At 48.4% G+C, this 19,835-nt stretch carries 16 protein-coding genes; 5 read left to right on the top strand and 11 right to left on the bottom strand.

Annotated features, from left to right (window positions below):
* Positions 1-194 precede the first annotated feature (194 nt).
* Together ACO08K_RS26615 and ACO08K_RS26610 are read left to right on the top strand one after the other, a co-directional pair.
* The gene (locus ACO08K_RS26615; RefSeq protein WP_421799532.1) at positions 195-2,735 is read left to right on the top strand and encodes a TonB-dependent receptor domain-containing protein; all 2,541 of its coding nucleotides are present in this window, start codon (positions 195-197) and stop codon (positions 2,733-2,735) included.
* A gap of 41 nt (positions 2,736-2,776) precedes the next feature.
* Positions 2,777-3,487: an outer membrane lipoprotein-sorting protein gene (locus ACO08K_RS26610; protein ID WP_421799531.1), complete on the top strand. Its 711-nt coding sequence runs from the start codon at positions 2,777-2,779 to the stop codon at positions 3,485-3,487.
* A gap of 127 nt (positions 3,488-3,614) precedes the next feature.
* Here ACO08K_RS26610 and ACO08K_RS26605 read toward each other — a convergent pair whose 3' ends face one another.
* The 3 genes from ACO08K_RS26605 to ACO08K_RS26595 all read right to left on the bottom strand — a co-directional run bounded on the left by ACO08K_RS26605 (position 3,615) and on the right by ACO08K_RS26595 (position 9,599).
* Positions 3,615-5,996 carry a family 78 glycoside hydrolase catalytic domain gene (locus tag ACO08K_RS26605; RefSeq protein WP_421799530.1) on the bottom strand — a complete coding sequence of 794 codons (2,382 nt, stop codon included), beginning with the start codon at positions 5,994-5,996 and terminating at the stop codon, positions 3,615-3,617.
* Positions 5,997-6,077: 81 nt separating this feature from the next.
* The gene (locus ACO08K_RS26600; RefSeq protein ID WP_421799529.1) at positions 6,078-7,298 is read right to left on the bottom strand and encodes a multidrug effflux MFS transporter; all 1,221 of its coding nucleotides are present in this window, start codon (positions 7,296-7,298) and stop codon (positions 6,078-6,080) included.
* A gap of 12 nt (positions 7,299-7,310) precedes the next feature.
* Positions 7,311-9,599, bottom strand: a complete 2,289-nt coding sequence (locus tag ACO08K_RS26595; protein WP_421799527.1) for an NADP-dependent malic enzyme — start codon at positions 9,597-9,599, stop codon at positions 7,311-7,313.
* Between the two features lie 294 nt (positions 9,600-9,893).
* Between ACO08K_RS26595 and ACO08K_RS26590 the strand changes: the two genes are divergently transcribed.
* Positions 9,894-10,409, top strand: a complete 516-nt coding sequence (locus ACO08K_RS26590; protein WP_421799525.1) for a hypothetical protein — start codon at positions 9,894-9,896, stop codon at positions 10,407-10,409.
* A 55-nt stretch (positions 10,410-10,464) separates the two neighbouring features.
* Positions 10,465-11,055 carry a DUF3828 domain-containing protein gene (locus tag ACO08K_RS26585; protein ID WP_421799524.1) on the top strand — a complete coding sequence of 197 codons (591 nt, stop codon included), beginning with the start codon at positions 10,465-10,467 and terminating at the stop codon, positions 11,053-11,055.
* Positions 11,056-11,154: 99 nt separating this feature from the next.
* Here ACO08K_RS26585 and ACO08K_RS26580 read toward each other — a convergent pair whose 3' ends face one another.
* The 5 genes from ACO08K_RS26580 to ACO08K_RS26560 form a co-directional block, all read right to left on the bottom strand.
* A complete protein-coding gene (locus tag ACO08K_RS26580; protein WP_421799523.1) occupies positions 11,155-11,913 on the bottom strand; it encodes a cyclase family protein in 759 nt (252 codons plus the stop codon).
* Between the two features lie 6 nt (positions 11,914-11,919).
* On the bottom strand, positions 11,920-12,216 hold the full coding sequence (locus ACO08K_RS26575) for an antibiotic biosynthesis monooxygenase family protein (protein ID WP_421799522.1): 297 nt from the start codon (positions 12,214-12,216) through the stop codon (positions 11,920-11,922).
* A 155-nt stretch (positions 12,217-12,371) separates the two neighbouring features.
* On the bottom strand, positions 12,372-13,139 hold the full coding sequence (locus ACO08K_RS26570) for an SDR family NAD(P)-dependent oxidoreductase (RefSeq protein ID WP_421799521.1): 768 nt from the start codon (positions 13,137-13,139) through the stop codon (positions 12,372-12,374).
* Positions 13,140-13,257: 118 nt separating this feature from the next.
* A complete protein-coding gene (locus tag ACO08K_RS26565; protein WP_421799520.1) occupies positions 13,258-14,295 on the bottom strand; it encodes an SMP-30/gluconolactonase/LRE family protein in 1,038 nt (345 codons plus the stop codon).
* A gap of 6 nt (positions 14,296-14,301) precedes the next feature.
* A complete protein-coding gene (locus tag ACO08K_RS26560) occupies positions 14,302-15,072 on the bottom strand; it encodes an SDR family NAD(P)-dependent oxidoreductase (protein WP_421799519.1) in 771 nt (256 codons plus the stop codon).
* A gap of 172 nt (positions 15,073-15,244) precedes the next feature.
* On the opposite strand from ACO08K_RS26560, the gene ACO08K_RS26555 reads away from it, so the two are divergent.
* Positions 15,245-16,942, top strand: coding sequence for an AMP-binding protein (locus tag ACO08K_RS26555; RefSeq protein WP_421799518.1), 1,698 nt, complete (start codon positions 15,245-15,247; stop codon positions 16,940-16,942).
* Positions 16,943-16,971: 29 nt separating this feature from the next.
* Here the strand turns inward: ACO08K_RS26555 and ACO08K_RS26550 are convergent, their stop codons facing one another.
* The 3 genes from ACO08K_RS26550 to ACO08K_RS26540 form a co-directional block, all read right to left on the bottom strand.
* Complete coding sequence (locus ACO08K_RS26550; RefSeq protein WP_421799517.1) at positions 16,972-17,664, bottom strand: sulfite exporter TauE/SafE family protein; 693 nt, start codon at positions 17,662-17,664, stop codon at positions 16,972-16,974.
* 22 nt (positions 17,665-17,686) lie between these two features.
* Positions 17,687-18,127, bottom strand: a complete 441-nt coding sequence (locus ACO08K_RS26545) for a FixH family protein (protein WP_421799516.1) — start codon at positions 18,125-18,127, stop codon at positions 17,687-17,689.
* 137 nt (positions 18,128-18,264) lie between these two features.
* The gene (locus ACO08K_RS26540; protein ID WP_421799515.1) at positions 18,265-19,785 is read right to left on the bottom strand and encodes a 4Fe-4S dicluster domain-containing protein; all 1,521 of its coding nucleotides are present in this window, start codon (positions 19,783-19,785) and stop codon (positions 18,265-18,267) included.
* Between the last annotated feature and the right edge of the window lie 50 nt (positions 19,786-19,835).

Below are 19,835 nucleotides of genomic sequence, written 5' to 3'. Positions count from 1 at the left end.
TGCCATGAAGACATCTTTTGGTGTTAGTGAATGATCTGGCAAAATAAACAAAATTAGGATGTGATTGTCGCAAAGAGGAAAACTACCCTCCATCGCTCATTTTCCCTATCTCCATCTCATCGATATTCGTGTTCATCTACTTTTTTTTGAAGCTGAGGGCTTAGATGGCAACTTTGAGCCATCAAACTTAAGCCATGAAGAAAATTTACCCGACTGTTTTTTTAATCACCCTCTTTTTTCTCACCCTCACACCAGCATTTGCACAATTTCCGATGGGTATTCCGACCACAGCCATCCAAGGCCCAAAAGGGAATGTAAAAATTACTGGTACCCTCATGGATTCCAGCTCGCTCAAAGCAGTGGAATACGCCAGCATTGCCCTTTATAAATTGTCCAACGGTCAAGCAGTAGATGGAACTGTTTCGGATGAAAAAGGCAAATTCAGCTTCAGCAAAATAGAAGCTGGGGAGTACAAATTGCTGATTTCTTTCCTGGGCTACCAAACAAAAACCATCGATAAGCTGAATTGGACCAAGGGCCAGGAATTTGATCTGGGGACCATCAAACTCAACCCCGTGGTGAAAAACCTGGACGAGGTCACCATCACCGGCACGACCGACTTGATTGAAGAAAAGGTGGATCGCCTGGTGTACAACGCTGAAAAAGACATCGCGGCCAAAGGCGGCGATGCCACCGATGTACTGCGCAAAGTGCCCATGCTTACTGTAGACTTGGACGGCAACGTCAGCCTGCGCGGTAGCCAAAACGTCAAGGTGCTGATCAACAACAAGCCCAGCACCATCATGGCCAGCAGTGTCGCAGATGCCATGAAACAAATTCCAGCAGATCAAATCAAAACGGTTGAAGTCATCACCAGCCCATCGGCCAAGTACGACGCGGAAGGTTCGGCGGGCATCATCAACATCATCACCAAAAAGAACAGCTTGCAAGGGGTGAACCTCAATGTCGACGGTGGCATAGGCAACCGGGGCTCCATCCTCTCCCTCAATGGCAATTACCGCAAAGGCAAGGCTGGTTTCACCTTGGGCGGTTTTGGCCGGGCCAATTACAATACAGTTACCAAATCCAGTTTGGAGCAAAGTAGTACCGCTCAAGGCCTGACCACCACCGTGCGGCAAACTGGCGACGGCTACAGCCAGGGTCTTTTTGGCCAATACAACCTGGGCTTTGATTATGATTTGGCCAAAAACCAAAGCATCACTGCCGGGGCCAGATACGGGGTACGCAACATGAGCTTTCAGCAGGATTTCCTCACCAAATTGTTCAGCAATGGCCTGGAGACGGGGGCTTCTGGTCGGAATGTAGACAGCAAAAATCTTTCGGGTACTTTAGACGTAAACCTGGATTACGTCCACACTTACAAACCGCAGAAAGAATGGAGCATCTCCACGCTCTACAGCCGCAATGACCTGACCAACAACTTCGATGCCGATCTGCTGGACAACAATGGCTCCCTGCTTAGCCGCCAGCGCAACGACAACGACAACCTGAACCAGGAATTTACGGTACAAACCGATTACCAGACCCCAATCAAACGCAATCAAATGTTAGAATTTGGGGGCAAAGGGATTTTTCGCCAGGTTGACAGCGATTACCGCTTTTTGATCGCCAACCCTTCTGGTGAATACAACACGGATTTTAACCAACCTGCGGGTGCCTTGACTTACCACCAAAACATCGCAGCTGGCTATACTTCTTACACCTATACCACTAAAAAGCGCTACACTTTTAAAGGTGGCTTGCGCTACGAACACACCATGATCGATGCGAGCACCCGCGAAGGTGGAGTGATCGGGATTGGGGATTACGGAGTTCTGGTGCCCAGTTTCAATGCTTCCAAAACTTTCAAAGGGACTACAGTGAAACTGGCCTACAACCGCCGAATTCAACGCCCAGGTTTGCAACAGCTAAACCCGAACTTCAACAGCGCCAATCAGCAAAACATCACCGTAGGTAACCCTTCATTGCGGCCCGAATTGACCAATAACTATGAATTGACCCTGAGCAAAACCATCAAAAAGACCTTTGTAACCAGTTCGTTTTTTGCCCGTACCACCAACAACGCCATTCTGCAGGTGACCAAACCTTCGGATACGCTAGCTGGCGCGGTGATCACGACCTACGAAAACATCGGACACCAACAAACCTATGGCTCCAATATTTTTTCCAATGTGGCACTGACTTCCAAAATCAACATCGGGATATTCCTGAATGTGCTGTATTCCAATTTGGAAGGGCAGATCGCCAATGCTGGAGGGGTATTGGAAACCAACAATAACTCCGGCTTCAACGTCAGTGGAGGGATGTTTGGCCAGGCTCAGTTTAAAAAGGGCTGGGGGGTACAGGCCTTTGGATTCTTGCAGGGCTCACAAGTGCAGTTGCAAGGTCGCCAAGGTGGTTTTACCTGGTATACTTTGGGTGTCAAAAAGGACTTCAAAGACAAAAAAGCGAGTTTGGGATTGGCTGCGGAAAACTTCCTGGGCAATCGCTTCAACATCCACACTGTGCTTAATTCGCCTCAATTCAGCCAGGTTAGCGACGTTTTCCTATACAATCGTGGCTTCCGACTAACCTTTACCTACAAAATTGGCAAAATGAGCGCCATGGAAATGCCTCGAAAAAAGGGCAAATCGGTGAACAACGACGACATTAAAACCGATGGCCAAAGTACTGGCGGGAGCGTGCCTGGAGGAGGACAACAAAATCGACAATAACTCAACTTTCTTCTTTTTTAACTCAAAAATCAAGAGCAATCATGAAAATCAAACTGTTGTGTATGCTGGCTATCGCCACTTTATCACTTGCTTCCATTAATGGCCAAACGGTAGATGAAATTGTAGCCAAACACTTGGAAGCAATGGGTGGAGCCGAGAAGTTAAAAACAGTAAACACCATATCGACTGAAAGAGTCATCGCGGTGCAGGGTATGGAAATCCCCAGCAAAAGTGTCATTGTGGTCGGAAAATCCATGCGTTCAGAATCGAGCGTAATGGGTAGCTCAATGGTGCAAGTGGTACAAGGAGAAAAAGGTTGGAAAATCATGCCTGCCATGATGGGTGGAACGGGCGAACCAGAAGACATGACTGCTGAGGAAATCAGGCCACTGCTCGGACAACTCGATCCATTTGGGGCATTGTATAACTACCAGGAAAAAGGCAATAAAGTAGAGTTGGTAGGGAAAGAAAAAGTGGATAAAAAAGACATGTTCCATTTTAAAATCACCTCCAATGGAGTAGTTATGGATGAGTACCTGGATGCCAGTACTTACCTCGTTTACAAAGTAACCAGTAACGTTGGTGGTCAGGAAGGAGAATTGGTTTTTTCAAGTTATGAGGTAATTGATGGCATCAAAATGGCGAATACCATTGATATTACTAGTCCGATGGGTGCATTTACCATGATCACGAATAAAACGGTGATCAATGGGCCAGTGGATGAGCAGATTTTCGCGAAGCCTGCGAAGTAATTAACCCTGAGGTGAATCTATGGTGCCTTAGGTTTCTTAGGTGGTGAAAAATACGCTGCCTGCTCCGCAGGCTTTTTTCTTCACCACCTAAGAAACCTAAGGCACTCAAGAAATCACTAAAGCAGGTTTACAGTACAAACTTATTTACCCCACTTTTCAACACCAAAACCTGCCCCTTCCACAGCAAATTCCCCGTGGTCTTCCCCGGCAAATCAACCTGAATGTTCCACTTGTTTTGCACCCATTCATAACTCACGGCAAGCATTCCATTGGGATGGGGAATGCTGCCACTGATTTTTTTGATCTCACCAAGATGAGGCTGGATTTTTACCCTGGAAAAATTCAAACCATCACTTTCAATGCCCAAAAGGGTGCGAAAAAACTCAACGTTTGGACTCGAGCCCCAGGCGTGGCAATCGGAACGAGAGGTATTCACTTCCGAAGTTTCCGCCCAGGTACTCAGTCCCATCTGGATGTTTTCCCGCCATTTGTCCAACCATTTCAGGTAATCATTGCCCATTCCGGCTTTAACCAAAGCCTGATGCAAGTAGTATTTGAAATAAATGGAAGCTGGTGCCAGGTTGTTGTCACTCAGCAGCTTTTTCCCCAGAGCCACAAGCTGTTCAGGTGGAACTGTCCCGGTCAGGATGGCCAGTGAATTGGTATGTTGAGAAAACAGGTCTTTTTCCATTCGATCCGCATACATGCCTTTGCTGGTATCCCAATATTTGCTTTGAATGGTTTTTTTGAGTTGAGCAGCCCGCGCCTGGTAAATCCCGGCGGATTCTTTGATGCCCAGTTTGTTTTCTAAATCACCGGCCAATTGATAGGCCCACAACAATTGCAAATCCAGCATAGCCGAGCTGCCATCCTTGCTCAGTGGCCCCCGACCTGCAACCCACTCTTTGGCCGTTACCCAATCGGTAAACATCCAGTAAGGAACATCGTGCAGGGAACCGTCCGCGGCCTGGAAGCCCCGGAAGTAGTCTAAAATCTGGCGCATCCCGGGCAACTTGTTTTTGACAAAAGCAATGTCTTTGCCATAGCGGCTGTAGTCGTGCAACATGCCAATGTACCAGAGCGAAAAGGTGGGGATGTACTGCGGCGTATAGGAAGGATGCCGACTCAGGGTAACTCCTTCCGGTTGCCGGGACTGGTCCATCTGATCGAGGGCCTGGCGCAACAGCCGCTCGTCCCCACTGTTGTACAAGGACACCATGGCTTGAATGCGGGCATCTCCGATGTACTGCAACTGTTCATAATAAGGGCAATCCATGTACGTTTCCACCGCACAAAGCCGGGCGGTACGCCAACCGATCTCCAGCATTTTTTGTATTTCGGCATTATCGGTATTCAGGCTTGAATTCAATTGGAAGGGATATCCGGTGAAATGGCCAGAAATGTCGTGCAGAATTAGCGCTTCGTCCTTGGTGATGATGCGTACTTGCACGTAGCGGTAAGTCCTGAAATTGAGGGTGGTGAAAGTTTGATTGACACTGCCATCGGTGAGTAAACTGTCCTTTCTACCCAGCATCTGTTTGCCTTCGACCTCATTCCGATTGCCTTTGTTCGGGTTTTTGCTGAACAAAGCCTCGGCATATTGTAATGAAATACTTCCTCCTTTGCCTCCACTGAATTGCAGGGCAGGGTAGGCATTGGTCAAGTGGCCTTGATCCAGCAAGATGGTGGCTTTGGTATTGGCGGGAATGTTCAAATCCATTTTGTTGGAAGGGAATCCATCAGGGATTTCAATTCCTTGTACTTTAGCGACTTTGGCAAATCGTTCAGCCTTGAACTCCATCTGTGGTAGGGTGGAAGGGATCAACATCCAACCACTGGGTGTGCCGTATTGCCCCTGGATGTTTTTGGGGTTACCTGCGAAAATCGTTTTGGCACTTTTCCAGTCCGCATCCGCATAATCGAGACTTTGCCAATTTTTGGCTTGTTTAGACAACTGCACCAATTCGCCGGGGCCGGTTACATAATAGGTTGCCAGAGAGACCCTGATGGGCGTATAACTGCTGTCGCGCTGGCATTTCCAGCTGCTATTGGTGTTGATGAGGTTCAATGCCTCGGTCGCACCTTGTACTATGAAGGCAGTTTGTAGGCTGATTTGGGCTTCGGGCCGCCATTCGGCTTCGTTCCAAACTTGAGCGGCAATGACATTTTTGCCAGATTTTAGATAAGGCGCTATGTCAAGGGTTTCGTAGTGCCAGTGTTGCAGGTCGCCCCGAACCGGGCCCAAGGAGACCATTTTTTCATTGACAAACAATTTATAGCGATTGTCGGCAGAGACATGGATGACAAAGGTGGCGGGTTGACTAGCCAGTTCAATTGTTTTTCGAAACAAATACACGCCATAACCATTGGGTGGCGCACCAGGAACCGCAATCCAGGAAGCGGACCAGTTCTTTTGTAAAATGGCAGGCGCAATGTTTTGGCTGGAAATGAAACCACTGTGAAAAACCAAACCAAGCAGGCAGGCAGTTTGAATCAGGATTTTTTTCATCGACTTGTTGTTTGATCTGATTGTATTAAAACCCTAAAATTGCATTATTCTACCTATTTACCTACCTGAACTTACCTGCCTTTAGCTTTCCAGCGCTTTATTTTTGCTCCTCACCCAGAATTGCACTCCAATGCTCACGCTAATGATACCCATCATGGCGACGACCATTGGTAAGGCAGAATCGTTTTGGAAATTACTCAATCCTGCGGTAGTCAAAGCACTGCAAGCCATTTGAATGCTGCCCATCATGGCGGTGGCACTACCCACGTTCTGAGTGAAAGGCCGCAGCGCCAGTGCCATGCCATTAGGGGTGATCAAACCCAAACACAACATGAATGCGCATAAACCCGGGAGTAAAGCAGGCACCGAAAAAGCGTATTGCACAATCAGAAAAAGCCCCCCGCATACCAACAACTGTACAATTGCCGCCGCCAGTGCAATCTGCTCACTCCGGAATTTTTTCAACAATACCCGGTTCAACTGATTGCTTAAAATGAGGCATGAAGCAGTAGTAGCGAATACCCAGCCAAATTGTTGTTCGCTCAAACCCAGTAGCCGGATAAAAATGAAAGAAGAGCTGGAAATCCAGGCGAACAAAGCCGCACTCGCCATGGCCGCCACAAGGCTATAGGCCAAGAAATTGGGCGTACGCAAAACCGACCAATAATTACTCAACACCGCTTTGGGGTGTAACGAATAATTGGCATCCGAACGTTTAACATGGGGCAACCACCGGTACAAGGCAAAAAACAACACCGCAGCCATGATGGCCAAAAGGAAAAAGATACTGCGCCAGTCAAAATAATACAAGACCCAGGAACCCACACTAGGCGCAATGATAGGGGCAACACCCATAATCAGGGCCAAAGTAGAGAAAATACTGGCCGTTTGGTCGACTGGGAAAATATCGCGAACTACTGCCCGGCTGCCCACCGCACACATGCTGATGCCCAGGGCTTGAAAAAAACGCAAACTGATCAACAATTCAATACTGGGAGCCAAGGCACAGCCAAGGGAGGCCAGCAAAAACAAACTCAAACCCAGCAACATTGGATGTTTGCGCCCAAAACGATCCAATACGGGCCCATTGATGATTTGCCCAACACAGGAACCAATAAAAAAACTACTCATGGAAAGAGTGACCGATCCGATGTCGGTTTGGAAATGCCGGGCTATGGCCGGAAAAGCAGGCAAGTACAAGTCGGTAGTGAAAGGCATCAAGCCATTCAAACTACCAAGCAGGATGATGACGCTGCGTGGCCGCAGCTCAGTGGCCCCTGAGGAGGGATGGTGCAGCGTCATCTTTCCGCTCAATTATTTGATGGTTTGTGCATCCACCACCGCAATGGCGATCATGTTCACAATTTCCCGCGTCGTACTGCCCAATTGCAGGACGTGTGCTGGTTTTTTGAGCCCCAGCAAAACCGGACCAATCTTCTCAATGTCGGCCACTTCCTTGACCAGGTTATAGGCAATATTTGAGGCCGAAAGATTGGGGAAAATCAGCAGGTTCGCACCCCCACCGACCAGGTCGCAGAAGGGGTGATTTTCACGCAGCAATTCTTGATCAAATGGCAAGTGTGCTTGCATTTCACCATCTACAACCATCTCAGGGTGTTTGGCTTTCAACAACTCGGTGGCCAAACGCATTTTGACCGCGTCTTCACCATCGGCACTGCCAAAATTGGAATAGGTTAGTAGAGCAATGCGAGGTTTGATGTTGAATTTTTCAATTTCTTTGGCGGCCAATTCGGCGATTTCTACAATCTCTTCCGCACTTGGATTGAAGTTGACGGTGGTATCAGCCAAGAAAAGTGGGCCGAAACGACTCATCAAAATATACATACCCGCCACTTTTTTAACTCCTGGCTGGCGACCAATAATTTGTAAGGAAGGTCGCACGGTATCGGGGTAATTGCGGGTCATCCCTCCAATCAGCGCATCCGCTTCGCCAATTTCTACCATCATTGCGCCAAAATAATTGCGTCGACGCAGGATATCGTGGGCTTCGGATTTATTAAAACCTTTGCGTTTACGTTTTTCAAAAAACAGGTCACCATATTTCTGGACCCTGGCTTGTTCCGCCTCGTTTTGTGGCCGCATTGGGTCGATGATGCTGACATCTTGCAAATTCAGTTGGTTTTCCTGAATCAGCGCCTGGATTTTTTGAACGTTGCCCAGCAAAATTGGCGTGGCGATCCGATCGTCCTTGACTTGTTGGGCGGCTTTGAGTACGGCCAGGTTTTCGGCATCGGCCAGCACCACCCGTTTGGGGTTGCGCTTGGCCTGACTGATGATGGCTTTGGTGAGGGTATTGTCCAGCCCCAGGCGTTTGGACAATTGGGTTTCGTAGGCGTCCCAGTCTTTGATTGGGAATTTGGCTACGCCCGAATCCATCGCTGCTTTGGCCACTGCTGGTGCCACTGCAGTGAGCAAACGGGGGTCGGTGGGTTTGGGGATGATGTACTCGCGGCCAAAAGCCATATTTTCCTTACCGTAAGCCATGTTGACGATATCGGGAACGGGCTTTTTGGCCAGTGCTGCCAGTGCGCGAACTGCGGCAAGCTTCATTTCCTCGTTGATTTCTTTGGAACGAACGTCCAAGGCTCCACGGAAGATGTAGGGAAAACCCAATACGTTGTTGACCTGATTGGGATAATCGCTGCGGCCAGTGGCGATGATGATGTCTTCCCGGGCAGCAGTGGCTTCCTCGTAACTGATTTCAGGGGTGGGGTTGGCCATTGCAAAAACGATGCAGTCTTTGGCCATAACCTTAACCATTTCCTGGTTCAATACATTGCCTTTGGAAAGGCCGATGAATACGTCAGCACCTACGAGGGCATCAGCCAGCGTTGTTTCGGCAGGAGCGTGGTCGTTGGCAAATTCACTTTTTTTGCCATCCAGATTGGTGCGGCTGGGGTGGATCAAACCTTTAGAGTCAAACATGAACATGTTCGCTTTTTTGGCACCCAGGCTATGGTAGAGTTTGGAGCAGGAAATGGCCGAAGCCCCCGCGCCATTGACCACGATTTTGACTTTGTCAATGTCTTTTCCCACAATTTCCAATGCATTCAACAAGGCTGCTGCGCTGATGATGGCAGTGCCGTGCTGGTCGTCGTGCATCACTGGGATATTCAACTCGGCTTTAAGGCGCTCTTCGATTTCAAAACACTCGGGAGCGGAGATATCTTCCAGGTTTACGCCACCAAAAGTGGGCTCAAGAATCTTCACCGTCCGTACAAATTCGTCGACATCCTTGGTGTTCAACTCCAGGTCGAATACATCGATGTCGGCGTAAATTTTAAACAACAAGCCCTTGCCTTCCATTACAGGTTTGCCTGCTGCCGGGCCAATGTCGCCCAGACCCAGAACTGCTGTTCCATTGGAAATCACGGCGACCAGGTTGCCTTTGGCGGTGTATTTGTAAACGGCTTCGGGGTCGGCCTCAATTTCCAGGCAAGGTTCGGCTACCCCTGGGGAATAGGCCAGGGTCAAGTCACGCTGGGTAGCGGTTTCCTTGGTGGGAATCACTTCGATTTTTCCCGGGCGTCCTTTGGCGTGGTAATGTAGCGCTTCTTCTTTTAAGGTTTTATTTGTGTTCATTTCGGTAAAATAGGTTGAAAAAGATTCCAAGCTAAACAAATTAGCTTGGCTCTGCAAATGTCTGCTTTGTTCCGCTAGGCTACAAATTAAAGGGCGGGAAATTCTGTGCAGAATTGGGACTTGTTTGGGCGGATATGTGCGGCCAAATTTATTTGCCAGAAATTTAGAAATAAGGTGACCTTATTCTAAATTCTCCTATATTGTTACTCCAAAGCAAGGGTTTGCAACCTTCTTGCCTCAATTAATCGCTCATACCCTGAGCAAAATCCATTTATTCAACCAAAGTAGCTTGTTATGTCTACCTCAAATTCCTTTAGCAACAACATGCGGGTGATTCACCGCTATTTAGGCTTTTTCCTCGCTGGTATCATGGCTGTATATGCCTTAAGTGGGATGGTCCTCATTTTTCGCGATACCGACTTTTTAAAAAGAGAGAAGCAGATTGTTCAAATGATCAAGCCCAATGCCAGCGAGAAGGAGATTGGGGAAATGCTGAAAATGCGGCAATTCAAAGTGGATAAAACCGAAGGCGATCTGCTTTATTTCCGGGATGGAACCTACAACAAAAGCACTGGAAAAGCTGAATTTAAAGTAAAACAACTGCCGACCATTCTGGAAAAAATGACCCATTTGCACAAGGCAAAAACCGAAGACCCTTTGTATTACTTCAACATCTTTTTTGGGCTTTCCTTGCTGTTTTTTGTGATTTCCGCATTTTGGATGTTCATGCCCAAAACCACTATATTTAAGCGGGGCTTGTATTTTACTTTGGGTGGAATTATTTTAACTTTGATTTTACTGCTCGTATAAAGCTTAATTTTTACTTTTAAAATCGAAATAACAATAACCTTTTAAACCTTTCAGTATGAAATACCTATTGCTCTTCTCTCTGGCAGTATTCAGCTTTACAGCTTGCCAAAACTCAGCCAATAAAACGGCGGAAACTACCGAAGAACTCACCGATTCAGACGGACCAGAAGGTGACACTGAGCTGGTGCCCATCACCGATGCAATTCACAATTTTTACAAGTGGTATGGCGATTCCATCAATAGCCTTCAAAAGATCGAATACATTAATTTTGGTGGCAAACACCTGACTTTAAACAAGGCCAAATTGGACACCTATTTTGATCAGTTCCTCAAAACGGGTTTCATCAGTAAGGAATATGTTGATGCTGAAAAAGCATATTTGAAAAATTTGGAAACAACAGTCTGGGCCAAAGAAACCTATGAAGATGGACCAGTGCCAGGCTGGGATTACGACCGCTTTTTCTGTGCTCAAGACTGGGACATTAAATTTTGGACTACAGCTCCGGTAGATCCTGTAGGCCTGGGCAATAATCGGGTAAGCGCAACCCTATCGGGAGATGAAGGCGGCAGCGAAAGAACCCAGAACTTTGAATTGAAAAAGGAAAATGGGAAGTGGTTGATCACTAAAATTGCGTGCGAAAACTAAACAAGTGACGAATTTTTCGAATGACGAAGGACGAATTGGCTGGTCACTGAGCGGAGCCGAAGTGCCAGCCAATTCGTCCTTCGTCATTCGAAAAATTCGTCATTCAAATATCGCCACCGCCCGTGTCCAGCCCGCACTTCCACCCTTAATCTTCGCTGGAAAACAAGCCACTTTGAACCCAAAGGGTGGCAATTGATCCAGATTGGCCAGTTTTTCAATCTGGCAATATTCTTTCTCCCGACCTACGTAGTGAGCTGCCCAAATCACTCCTGGCCGCGGATTTTGCAAATAATCCTGCACCTGGATGTGCATGGGAATATCCCAGCCCCAACCATCGGTACCCATCACCTTGATGCCCTGATCGATCAACCAGTGAGTGGCTTCGGCAGAGGCGCCTACGTGGATTCTGACAAAGTCATCGTCGTGCAGGCGCTTATAGGCATCACAACGGATCAGGACGATGTCAAAAGGTTTGAGGGTATAATTAATGGCTGCCAGTTTTTCTTGCAAGTCTTGGACTGTGATGCAATACCCATCGGGTTTGTCGGTGAAATCCAACACGACTCCGTCGGAAAAAAACCATTCCAAAGGCAACTCCTCAATGGTGCGGGATGGCTTCCCGGCACAGGTAGGGAAATAATGCCAGGGTGCATCGATGTGGGTGCCGGTATGGCCGGTTACGTACAAAAACTCCCCGGCTGGGCCATTGCCTTCGAGAAAGGCATCGGTCGGTAAACCTTTGAAGAGTTTAGAACCCATCTTTTTCGCCCCCTCTTTGTGGTCTTCGTATTCGATGGTAGTGGGCAGGGGCTCTTTGATGTCTGTTGAAATGGTAACCGACAAATCGATGATTTTCATAAAGTACTAATTTTCAAATTTTAGGGAAAAATGCTCCACGTTGGGTGGCCCATCGAAAAATGGACCAATCAGCGCCCGCCATTCTACGAACAAGTTGGAACTGCGAAACCCTTCGGTATGGTCTTCCAAACTGGCCCAACGAATCAGCAAAACATAACGGCTAGGTACCTCAATGCAATGGTGAAACTGGTGCCCAAGGTAACCTTTGGCCTGGCTGATTACCCCTTGGGCTGCCTGGAGATTGGTTTCGAATTCGGCATTCGTGCCGGGTTTGATGTTGATGGTGGCAACTTCGAGAATCATGTGTTTGTTTTTTTGAGCAAAATAGGGAAAAATCAGCTTCCCCTTCTAAAGTGCCCCTTCGGTGCCTTCGGTTTCTTAGGTGGTTAAAATAGAACCCTTCTGCGAAGGGCTTTTTTTCTTTACCACCTAAGAAACCTAAGGCACCGAAGGGGCACCTAAGCCAGGGCACCACCGTCGGCGGGCATGGCCAAACCTGTAATAAATGACGCTTGATCAGAGCACAACCAAAGCGCGATCTCCGCGATTTCCTCCGGCTGCCCCATCCTTTTCATCGCCTGGTAATTGATGGCTGCCTGTTTGGCTTCCGGGTTGTGCGCCAGTTTGCGCCGCCCCTCCATGATCATCGGCGTTTCGATGGCAGTAGGGCAAATGGCATTGACTCGGATGTTTTTGGTGGCGTATTCCCGGGCAGCAGTTTTGGTGATGCCCACCACTCCGTGTTTGGAGGCCGCGTAGGGAGAATTTTCCGGTTGGGCAATCAATCCAGCTGCGGAAGACATATTCACAATATTACCGCCACCTTGCGTCAACATCTGAATGAGCTCAAACTTCATACAGTACCAGGTCCCGGTCAGGTTGACGTTGATTTGTTGGTGCCAGTATTCGTCGGGGTATTCGTGGAGAGGCAGTGAAACCGGGCCAGCGATGCCCGCGCAGTTTACAGCGCAATCAAGTCTCCCAAAACTAGCTACTACGGCTTGGATCATTCCTTCCACCTCATCCCGCACTGCAATGTTGACGGCAATGGCAAGGGATTCAATGTTTTGCTGCCGGAGCTCAATGGCCGTTTGTTCGGCTTGTTCAAGGTTCAGGTCGGCGACGACAACTTTCGCACCTTCGCAACCAAAGGCCAGGGCGGTGGCTTTGCCAATGCCGGATCCGGCACCGGTGACGAGGCAGACTTTATGGAGAAAACGTTGCATATTATTAGTTGACTGTTGAGGAGTTGAGCGGTTGAGGAGTTGAGGCTACCGCAGCGACTTGGACAAAGATATTGTCAAAAACGCTGCGGTAGCCTCAACTCCTGAACCGCTCAACTTCTCAACTTTTCCAGTGAATCATTTTCTGCCCAGCTACCGGACTTTCAAAATACGGAATCCGCGTCCCCCGCAAACTACCCAGATAAACCGTTTTTAAATCCTTTCCCCCAAAGCTCAAACTTGCCATCCAGGGGCAAATGCTGCCCTGAGTAGCCCCCAGGATTTCCGGGGTAACTTTGCGTTGCCCATAGGCTTCAATCAAACGCTGGCGGGTGCTTGGGGTACTGTCGTCGAGTAACATCAATTCCTCCCCATCCGGGGTAAGTGCAATGAGCTGATCTGTGAAAATCAGGGTAATCCAGAGGTTGCCGTAGGTATCAAAAGCAAAACCATCCGGGAAGCCACTTAAACGCGAAGGGCCGTACACCTCACGGTTGCTCAAACTCCCATCCGCGTGCACCCGCAAGCGCGAGATGCACCAGCCCGTACTTTCCACCACGTACAACCATTCTTCATTGTCATCAAAACGAATCTCATTGGTCCCACAAAAACCGTCCGCTACAATCCGTACCCCTTGATCGTCGATCAATGCAATGTAGCCATCGGTGGCGCGAGTATTGATTTGATCCGACCAGGGTTCAGTGCGGGTGGTTACGGTGAACCAAATGCGGCCTTTGCTGTCGCGCAGGGGGAAATTGGTTTTGCCCAGCGGAATGCCGTCAATTTCGGTCAACAGGGTGCTCATTTTGCCCTCCCGCGTCATGCGTTCGAGGTGATTAGTGCCCCAGTTGGCAATGATGAAATCCCCGGTTTGATCAAAACAAACGCCGTTGGGTAAAGAACCTTTGGCCTGGATGTAGCGGTTTTCGTAGGAATTGGCCGAATCGGCAACTTGTTCAAAAAATGGCGCGATCAATTCCTGCGAACCATCGGGATTCAATTGCATCATTCCACCCCGTGCATCTGCCGACCAAACCGTGCCATTGGGCTCGGTAAGGATACATTCTGGCCGCTGCAAATCCTGGCCTAGGTAGCGGATGTTTTCGCGCTGGACTTGCCAGCCTTTGAGCGGATTGGGTGTTTTATTTTGGATCAACATGGTCACTCAGTTTCCATCGCTGATGGTCGTGCCACCATCCACTATGATGTTTTGTCCAGTTATAAAAGCGCCAGCAGCTGAAGCCAATAGTACGGCAACCCCAGCAATTTCTTCAGGTGTACCCACTCGCCGCAAGGGCGTTAGGGCAAGTCGTCGTTCCATAAAAGGGGAATTCTCCAGCAGGCTTTTGGAAAAAGGGGTATCAATTAGCCCTGGTGAAATGGCATTGACCCGAATGTTGTCGGGGCCAAACTCTACGGCGAGGTTGCGCGCCATTTGGGCGATACTCGCCTTGGTGACGCCGTACAATCCGATGCTTTTGTTGCCGCGTACACTGGCGATGCTGGCCAGAAAGATGATGACCCCATCTTTTTGGGCCTGCATGCCCGGCAAAAAGAGCTGGCTCAGGTGCAAGGCACTGTGCAGATTCAGTTCTATGGTTTGGTTGAAACTTTCTTCGCTAATGTCCAAAAACGGGCTTGGCGCAGCGACGCCCACACAACTGACCAAAATATCAATGACCCCGAATGCCTGGGTAGCCAAGGTGTACAACTGCTGGCGTTCGGTGGATTGGGCTACATCACAAGGCAAGGCCAGCGCAGAAATGCCTTTTTGAACGAATTCTTCCACCGTATCCTGATAGGCACTGGCATCATTGCTGCTGACAATCACCTTTGCACCGTGGATACCCAAGGCTTCTGCAATAGCTTTGCCCATGCCGCTACTGGCACCCGTTACGAGGGCGGTTTTGCCGCGTAAATCAAAAAGATACTGCATCTGTGTAGGTCAATTGGTGGTGGGTAAAATTAAAAGGAGTTGAGGGAAATGAGTAGCTGATTTGAGGCTAATTGTGTGCAGTTTCAATCCAAAAAGGTGGCGACAAAAAATCCCATAAAGCTTTCTGATTTTTCTTTACCTTCATTTTGCTTTCAGTTAGAAAATCGCAAACATGAACATCAAAACCTATTTCAAAACAATCCGCGAGGCCATAGCCAATGAACAAATCCAGGACCTACCAGCATTCCACCTGGATCAACCAGAATCCTTTAACTGGGTGATGGACGTATTTTGCCCCCTAAACCTGGAACCATACCCTGATGCCGAAGCCCTCATCTGGCGACACAACGAAAAAGAAAAGCGCTACACCTTCAAAAGCATTTACGCCACAGCCAACCAATTTCTGAACTTCCTCCGCCTTCACGGCGTCCAGCAAGGAAGCTGCATCTACACCCAATTGCCGCTTGACCCCGCCAACTGGATCGCCACTTTGGCTGCCATCAAAGGCGGTTTGATCCTCATCCCAGCGGCAAACAACCTGATTGAAAAAGACATTGCTTATCGTTTTCAAACCATTTTCCCGGAAGTCGTCATCACGGATCTGGCCAATGCTGGTAAAATAGAAGCAGCAGAAAAAATGCTGGGCCGGGAGGTGAAAGTGAAAATTGTGGTGGATGGCAGTCGCGCTGGCTGGCATTCCATCGAGGTGATTGCGCAGGAATCGGAAGATGCCCCCGCCGCCATTACCCGCCCCGATGACCACTTGTTTTACTTTTTCACCTCGGGCACCACGGGATTGCCCAAAATTGTGATCCATACCCACTTCACTTATCCCGTTGGCCATCTGAGCACCGCAGCTTGGGTAGGCATGCGGCATGGCGACATCCACTACAACATTTCCGCGCCGGGCTGGGCCAAATTTGCCTGGAGCAGCTTCTTTGCACCCTGGAACATGGGGGCGACTATTTTTGCCAACCAGGTCGACAAATTTGATGCAAAAGAACAATTAAAAACCATCGAAAAATACCAGATCACTACCTTTTGTGCTCCACCCACGGTTTTGCGCATGATGATTTTGGAAGATTTTTCCGGCTATCAATTCAAATTCCGGCAATGTGTGGCGGCGGGTGAACCGCTCAATGCCGAGATCATCGAAAAATGGCAAAAGGGTACGGGCATCCTCATCCGCGACGGCTACGGCCAAACGGAAACCACCTGTCTGGTGGCCAATATGCCCGGTAATGTGGTCAAATACGGCTCGATGGGCAAGGCGACCTTTTTGTACGACATTGTGATTGCCGATGAGGAAGGAGTGGAACAACCACCTTTTGAAGAAGGCAGCATTTGTATTCGGATGGACGATGGGCGAAAAAACGGCGTATTCCTGGAATATCTGGGCGAACCCGAACGCAAGGCCAAAGTATTCCATCATGGTTTGTATTACACTGGCGACAAAGCCTACAAAGACGATGAAGGTTACATCTGGTTTGTAGGCCGCGACGACGATGTGATCAAGGCTTCCGATTTCCGGATTGGGCCTTTTGAAGTGGAAAGTGTATTGATTGAACACGATGCGGTGGTGGAAACGGCAGTTGTGGCCAGTCCGCACGAATTAAGAGGCTTTGCGGTTAAAGCTTTTGTGTTGTTGCGGCCGGAATTGATGGGGGATCAAGCCCTGGCTGAGGCTTTATTTGCGCACTGTGAACAGAATTTGGCAGCCTATAAAATCCCGCGCATCATTGAGTTTGTGGAGGCCTTACCGAAAACCATCAGTGGAAAAATCCGTAGGGTGGAATTGCGGGCGAATGAGGCGCAAAGCAAGAGTAGGGGAGAGGCGCGGGCAAACGAGTTTTTTCATTTGAAATATTAGCATAATCTAACGGAGGTGTTGCTATGATTTTAATGACACATCGGCACCTCCTGCCCAATCTCCCAAAATCGCATCGTTTCCGGTAAATGGAAATTGATGCCTCGAGCCATGAAGTAAAGTCCGAACAAGCCCAACAAAATTGGACTCAAACGCCGCAACCTTTGCCGCCAATTCAAGCTGATGAATTGCCCAGCCAATGCTGTACCCAACATTAGCGGGAAGGTGCCCGCTCCAAATCCACCCATGTATAAGGCACTTTGCAGCCAGGAATCACTCAGCACAGCACCCGCGATGGCCACGTACACCAAACCGCAGGGCAATAAACCATTGAGTGCTCCGATCAGGAAATGGGTAGATAGACCTTCGCGTCGCAGTAGTTTCGTCATGCTGCGGGATACCCAGTTTTGCAACAATTGCACCGCTGGAAATCGTTTGATGTAGGATTCCACATTCAAAGACAATAGGGCGACCAGGATCAATAAAGCCCCGATCAGCACTGAAAACCAGGACTGAATCCCGGCCAAAAACAAACCTCGGCCAAAAGCCCCAATGATTAGTCCCAACAACAGATAGGTAAGGATTCGGCCGAGGTTGTAGAGCAATGCCCCCGCTGCTGCACCCCAGCCATGGGCGGCTTTGGGGAGTGCCAGTGCAATGGGGCCACACATGCCGACGCAGTGCAAACTCCCCAAAAAACCCAGCAAAAATGCAGAGAGTAGCATAGTTTATTATTTCAATGATTTTCTACAATTGAATGACTTCTTCTTTGTAATAGGCTTTCGTGCCGTCGCTCCAGTCCACTTTTACCCGCCACAAACCTGTTTTTAACCCAGTGGTGGAAATGACCTGGCGATGATTGAGGTTGGGAGCAATGTTGACCTTAAAATCACGGCTTTGGTCGGAAGGACAGAAAAAGTAAATTTCGCCGTGTACTTTTTCGAGCTCGGAGGGGAAAAACAATTCAACCTGAGAACCAGATTCAGCAGCCTGAATTTTTAAGTCTTCTTTCAAGCCTTGTGCATTGCTCAGTTTGTCAAACCTTTCCTGGTATTTGAGATCATCAGCGTAGTAATGATCAGACACCAGGCTATTGTCGAACTGCGTCGAACGGACTACTGCGTACACCATCGTGATGACGAAAAGGCTGTAAAAAATGGCAATGCCGCTGCCCCAATTGATTTTCATGGTGTTGTTATTTTAGTGAAAGTTGAGGAGTTGAGGAGTTGAGGAGTTGAGGAGTTGAGGCTACCGCAGCGATTTTGACAAAACCCTTGTCTAAATCGCTGCGGTAGCCTCAACTCCTCAACCTCTCAACTCCTCAACTAAATAGGTCCTAAAAAATTGGTCTTGACCCGGTCGATTTTTTTGCCGTTCGAGTAAATGTCAACTTCGATACGGGTTTTTCGACTTCCCAGGTTTTTGCGTTCAATCTCAACAAACATCGCTCCTTTGGTTACATCTGAAGCTTTGGTGTATGGCGTTTTACCCACCAGTTTGATGACACCCTGAGGCTTCACCATGCGGAACTCAATCGGGAAGGTGTCCCGGGTCTTGTTGATGATTTCGTAGTTGTACAAGTTGCTGATCTTATTTTCGCCCACCTTTTGGAACAGCATTCCTGGGGTACGCAGAAGGAGTACTTCCACATCGGTACGCATGGAGAGTAGCACGATGTTCAGAATTACCATCAGGGCCAAAACAACAGTATAGGCCTTAACCCGCGTAGTGAATACTTTTTGGGTTTTGGTCTCGATGCTGGTTGCACTGGCGTAGCGGATCAAGCCTCGCGGGCGTTTCACCTTATCCATTACCTCATCACACACGTCGATACAGGCAGTACAGTTCACACATTCCAATTGAGTGCCGTTGCGGATGTCGATACCGGTTGGGCAAACGTGGATGCACAATTTGCAGTCGATACAATCACCCAGGCTCTTTTGCACCGCCTCAATCGGATTGGCAGCAGGAGGAAGGGCTTCGACCATTTCCAGCGCTACTGCTTTTTCGCTTTGCAATACCGAAGACTGGATGCTTGAAATGGGTGAAATGGGGTTGTTGCCCGTTTCTCTTTTGATTTTTCCTCTTGGTTCGCCGCGTACGTGGTCGTAGTGAACCACAATTGAGTTTTTGTCCAAAAGCACCCCTTGCAAACGGCCATATGGACAAATGGCGACACAGACTTGCTCCCGCATCCAGGCGAAAACGAAATAAAAAGCGAAGGAAAAGACCAACATGGCAATAAAGCCAGTCAGGTTTTGGGAAACGGGTTCACTTACAATTTTGTAAACCTCATCTACTCCAATGATGTAGGCCAGGAAGGTATTGGAAATCAAAACGGCAATGGCGAAAAAGATCACCTGCTTGCTCAATTTTTTGATGATTTTATCGCTGGTCCAGGGACTGTTGTTGAGGCGTCGTTGGGCATTGGCGTCGCCTTCAATGAGGTATTCAATTTTGCGGTAAACCATCTCCATGAACACCGTTTGGGGGCATACCCAACCGCAAAACAAACGGCCATAAATGACAGTAAACAGGATAATGAAGACCACAAAGGTCAACATCGCCAATACAAACAAATGGAAATCCTGAGGGGCAAAACTCACCCCAAAAATGATAAAATGGCGCTTGAGAATATTAAAGAGCATCAAAGGTTCGCCATTCACTTTGATAAAAGGGACCCCAAATAAAAAAATCAAAAAGGCCCAGCTTAGATAGGTTCGGGCTGAAGTAAATTTTCCTTTTGGTTTTTTTGGATAAACCCAAATCCGCTTGCCTTTTTCGTCTACCGTGGCAATGTGATCGCGGTATTCTTCAACATCTTCAAAAGGGGTGATTTCGCTCATGGCAATAAAAATTTAGATTCCAGGGTTTCAAGGCTCCAGGTTTCCAGGGT

It is taken from the genome of Haliscomenobacter sp., assembly GCF_965225875.1.
In the GTDB taxonomy this organism is placed as follows: Bacteria; Bacteroidota; Bacteroidia; order Chitinophagales; family Saprospiraceae; genus Haliscomenobacter.
This window is presented reverse-complemented; position numbering and strand designations above follow the sequence as displayed.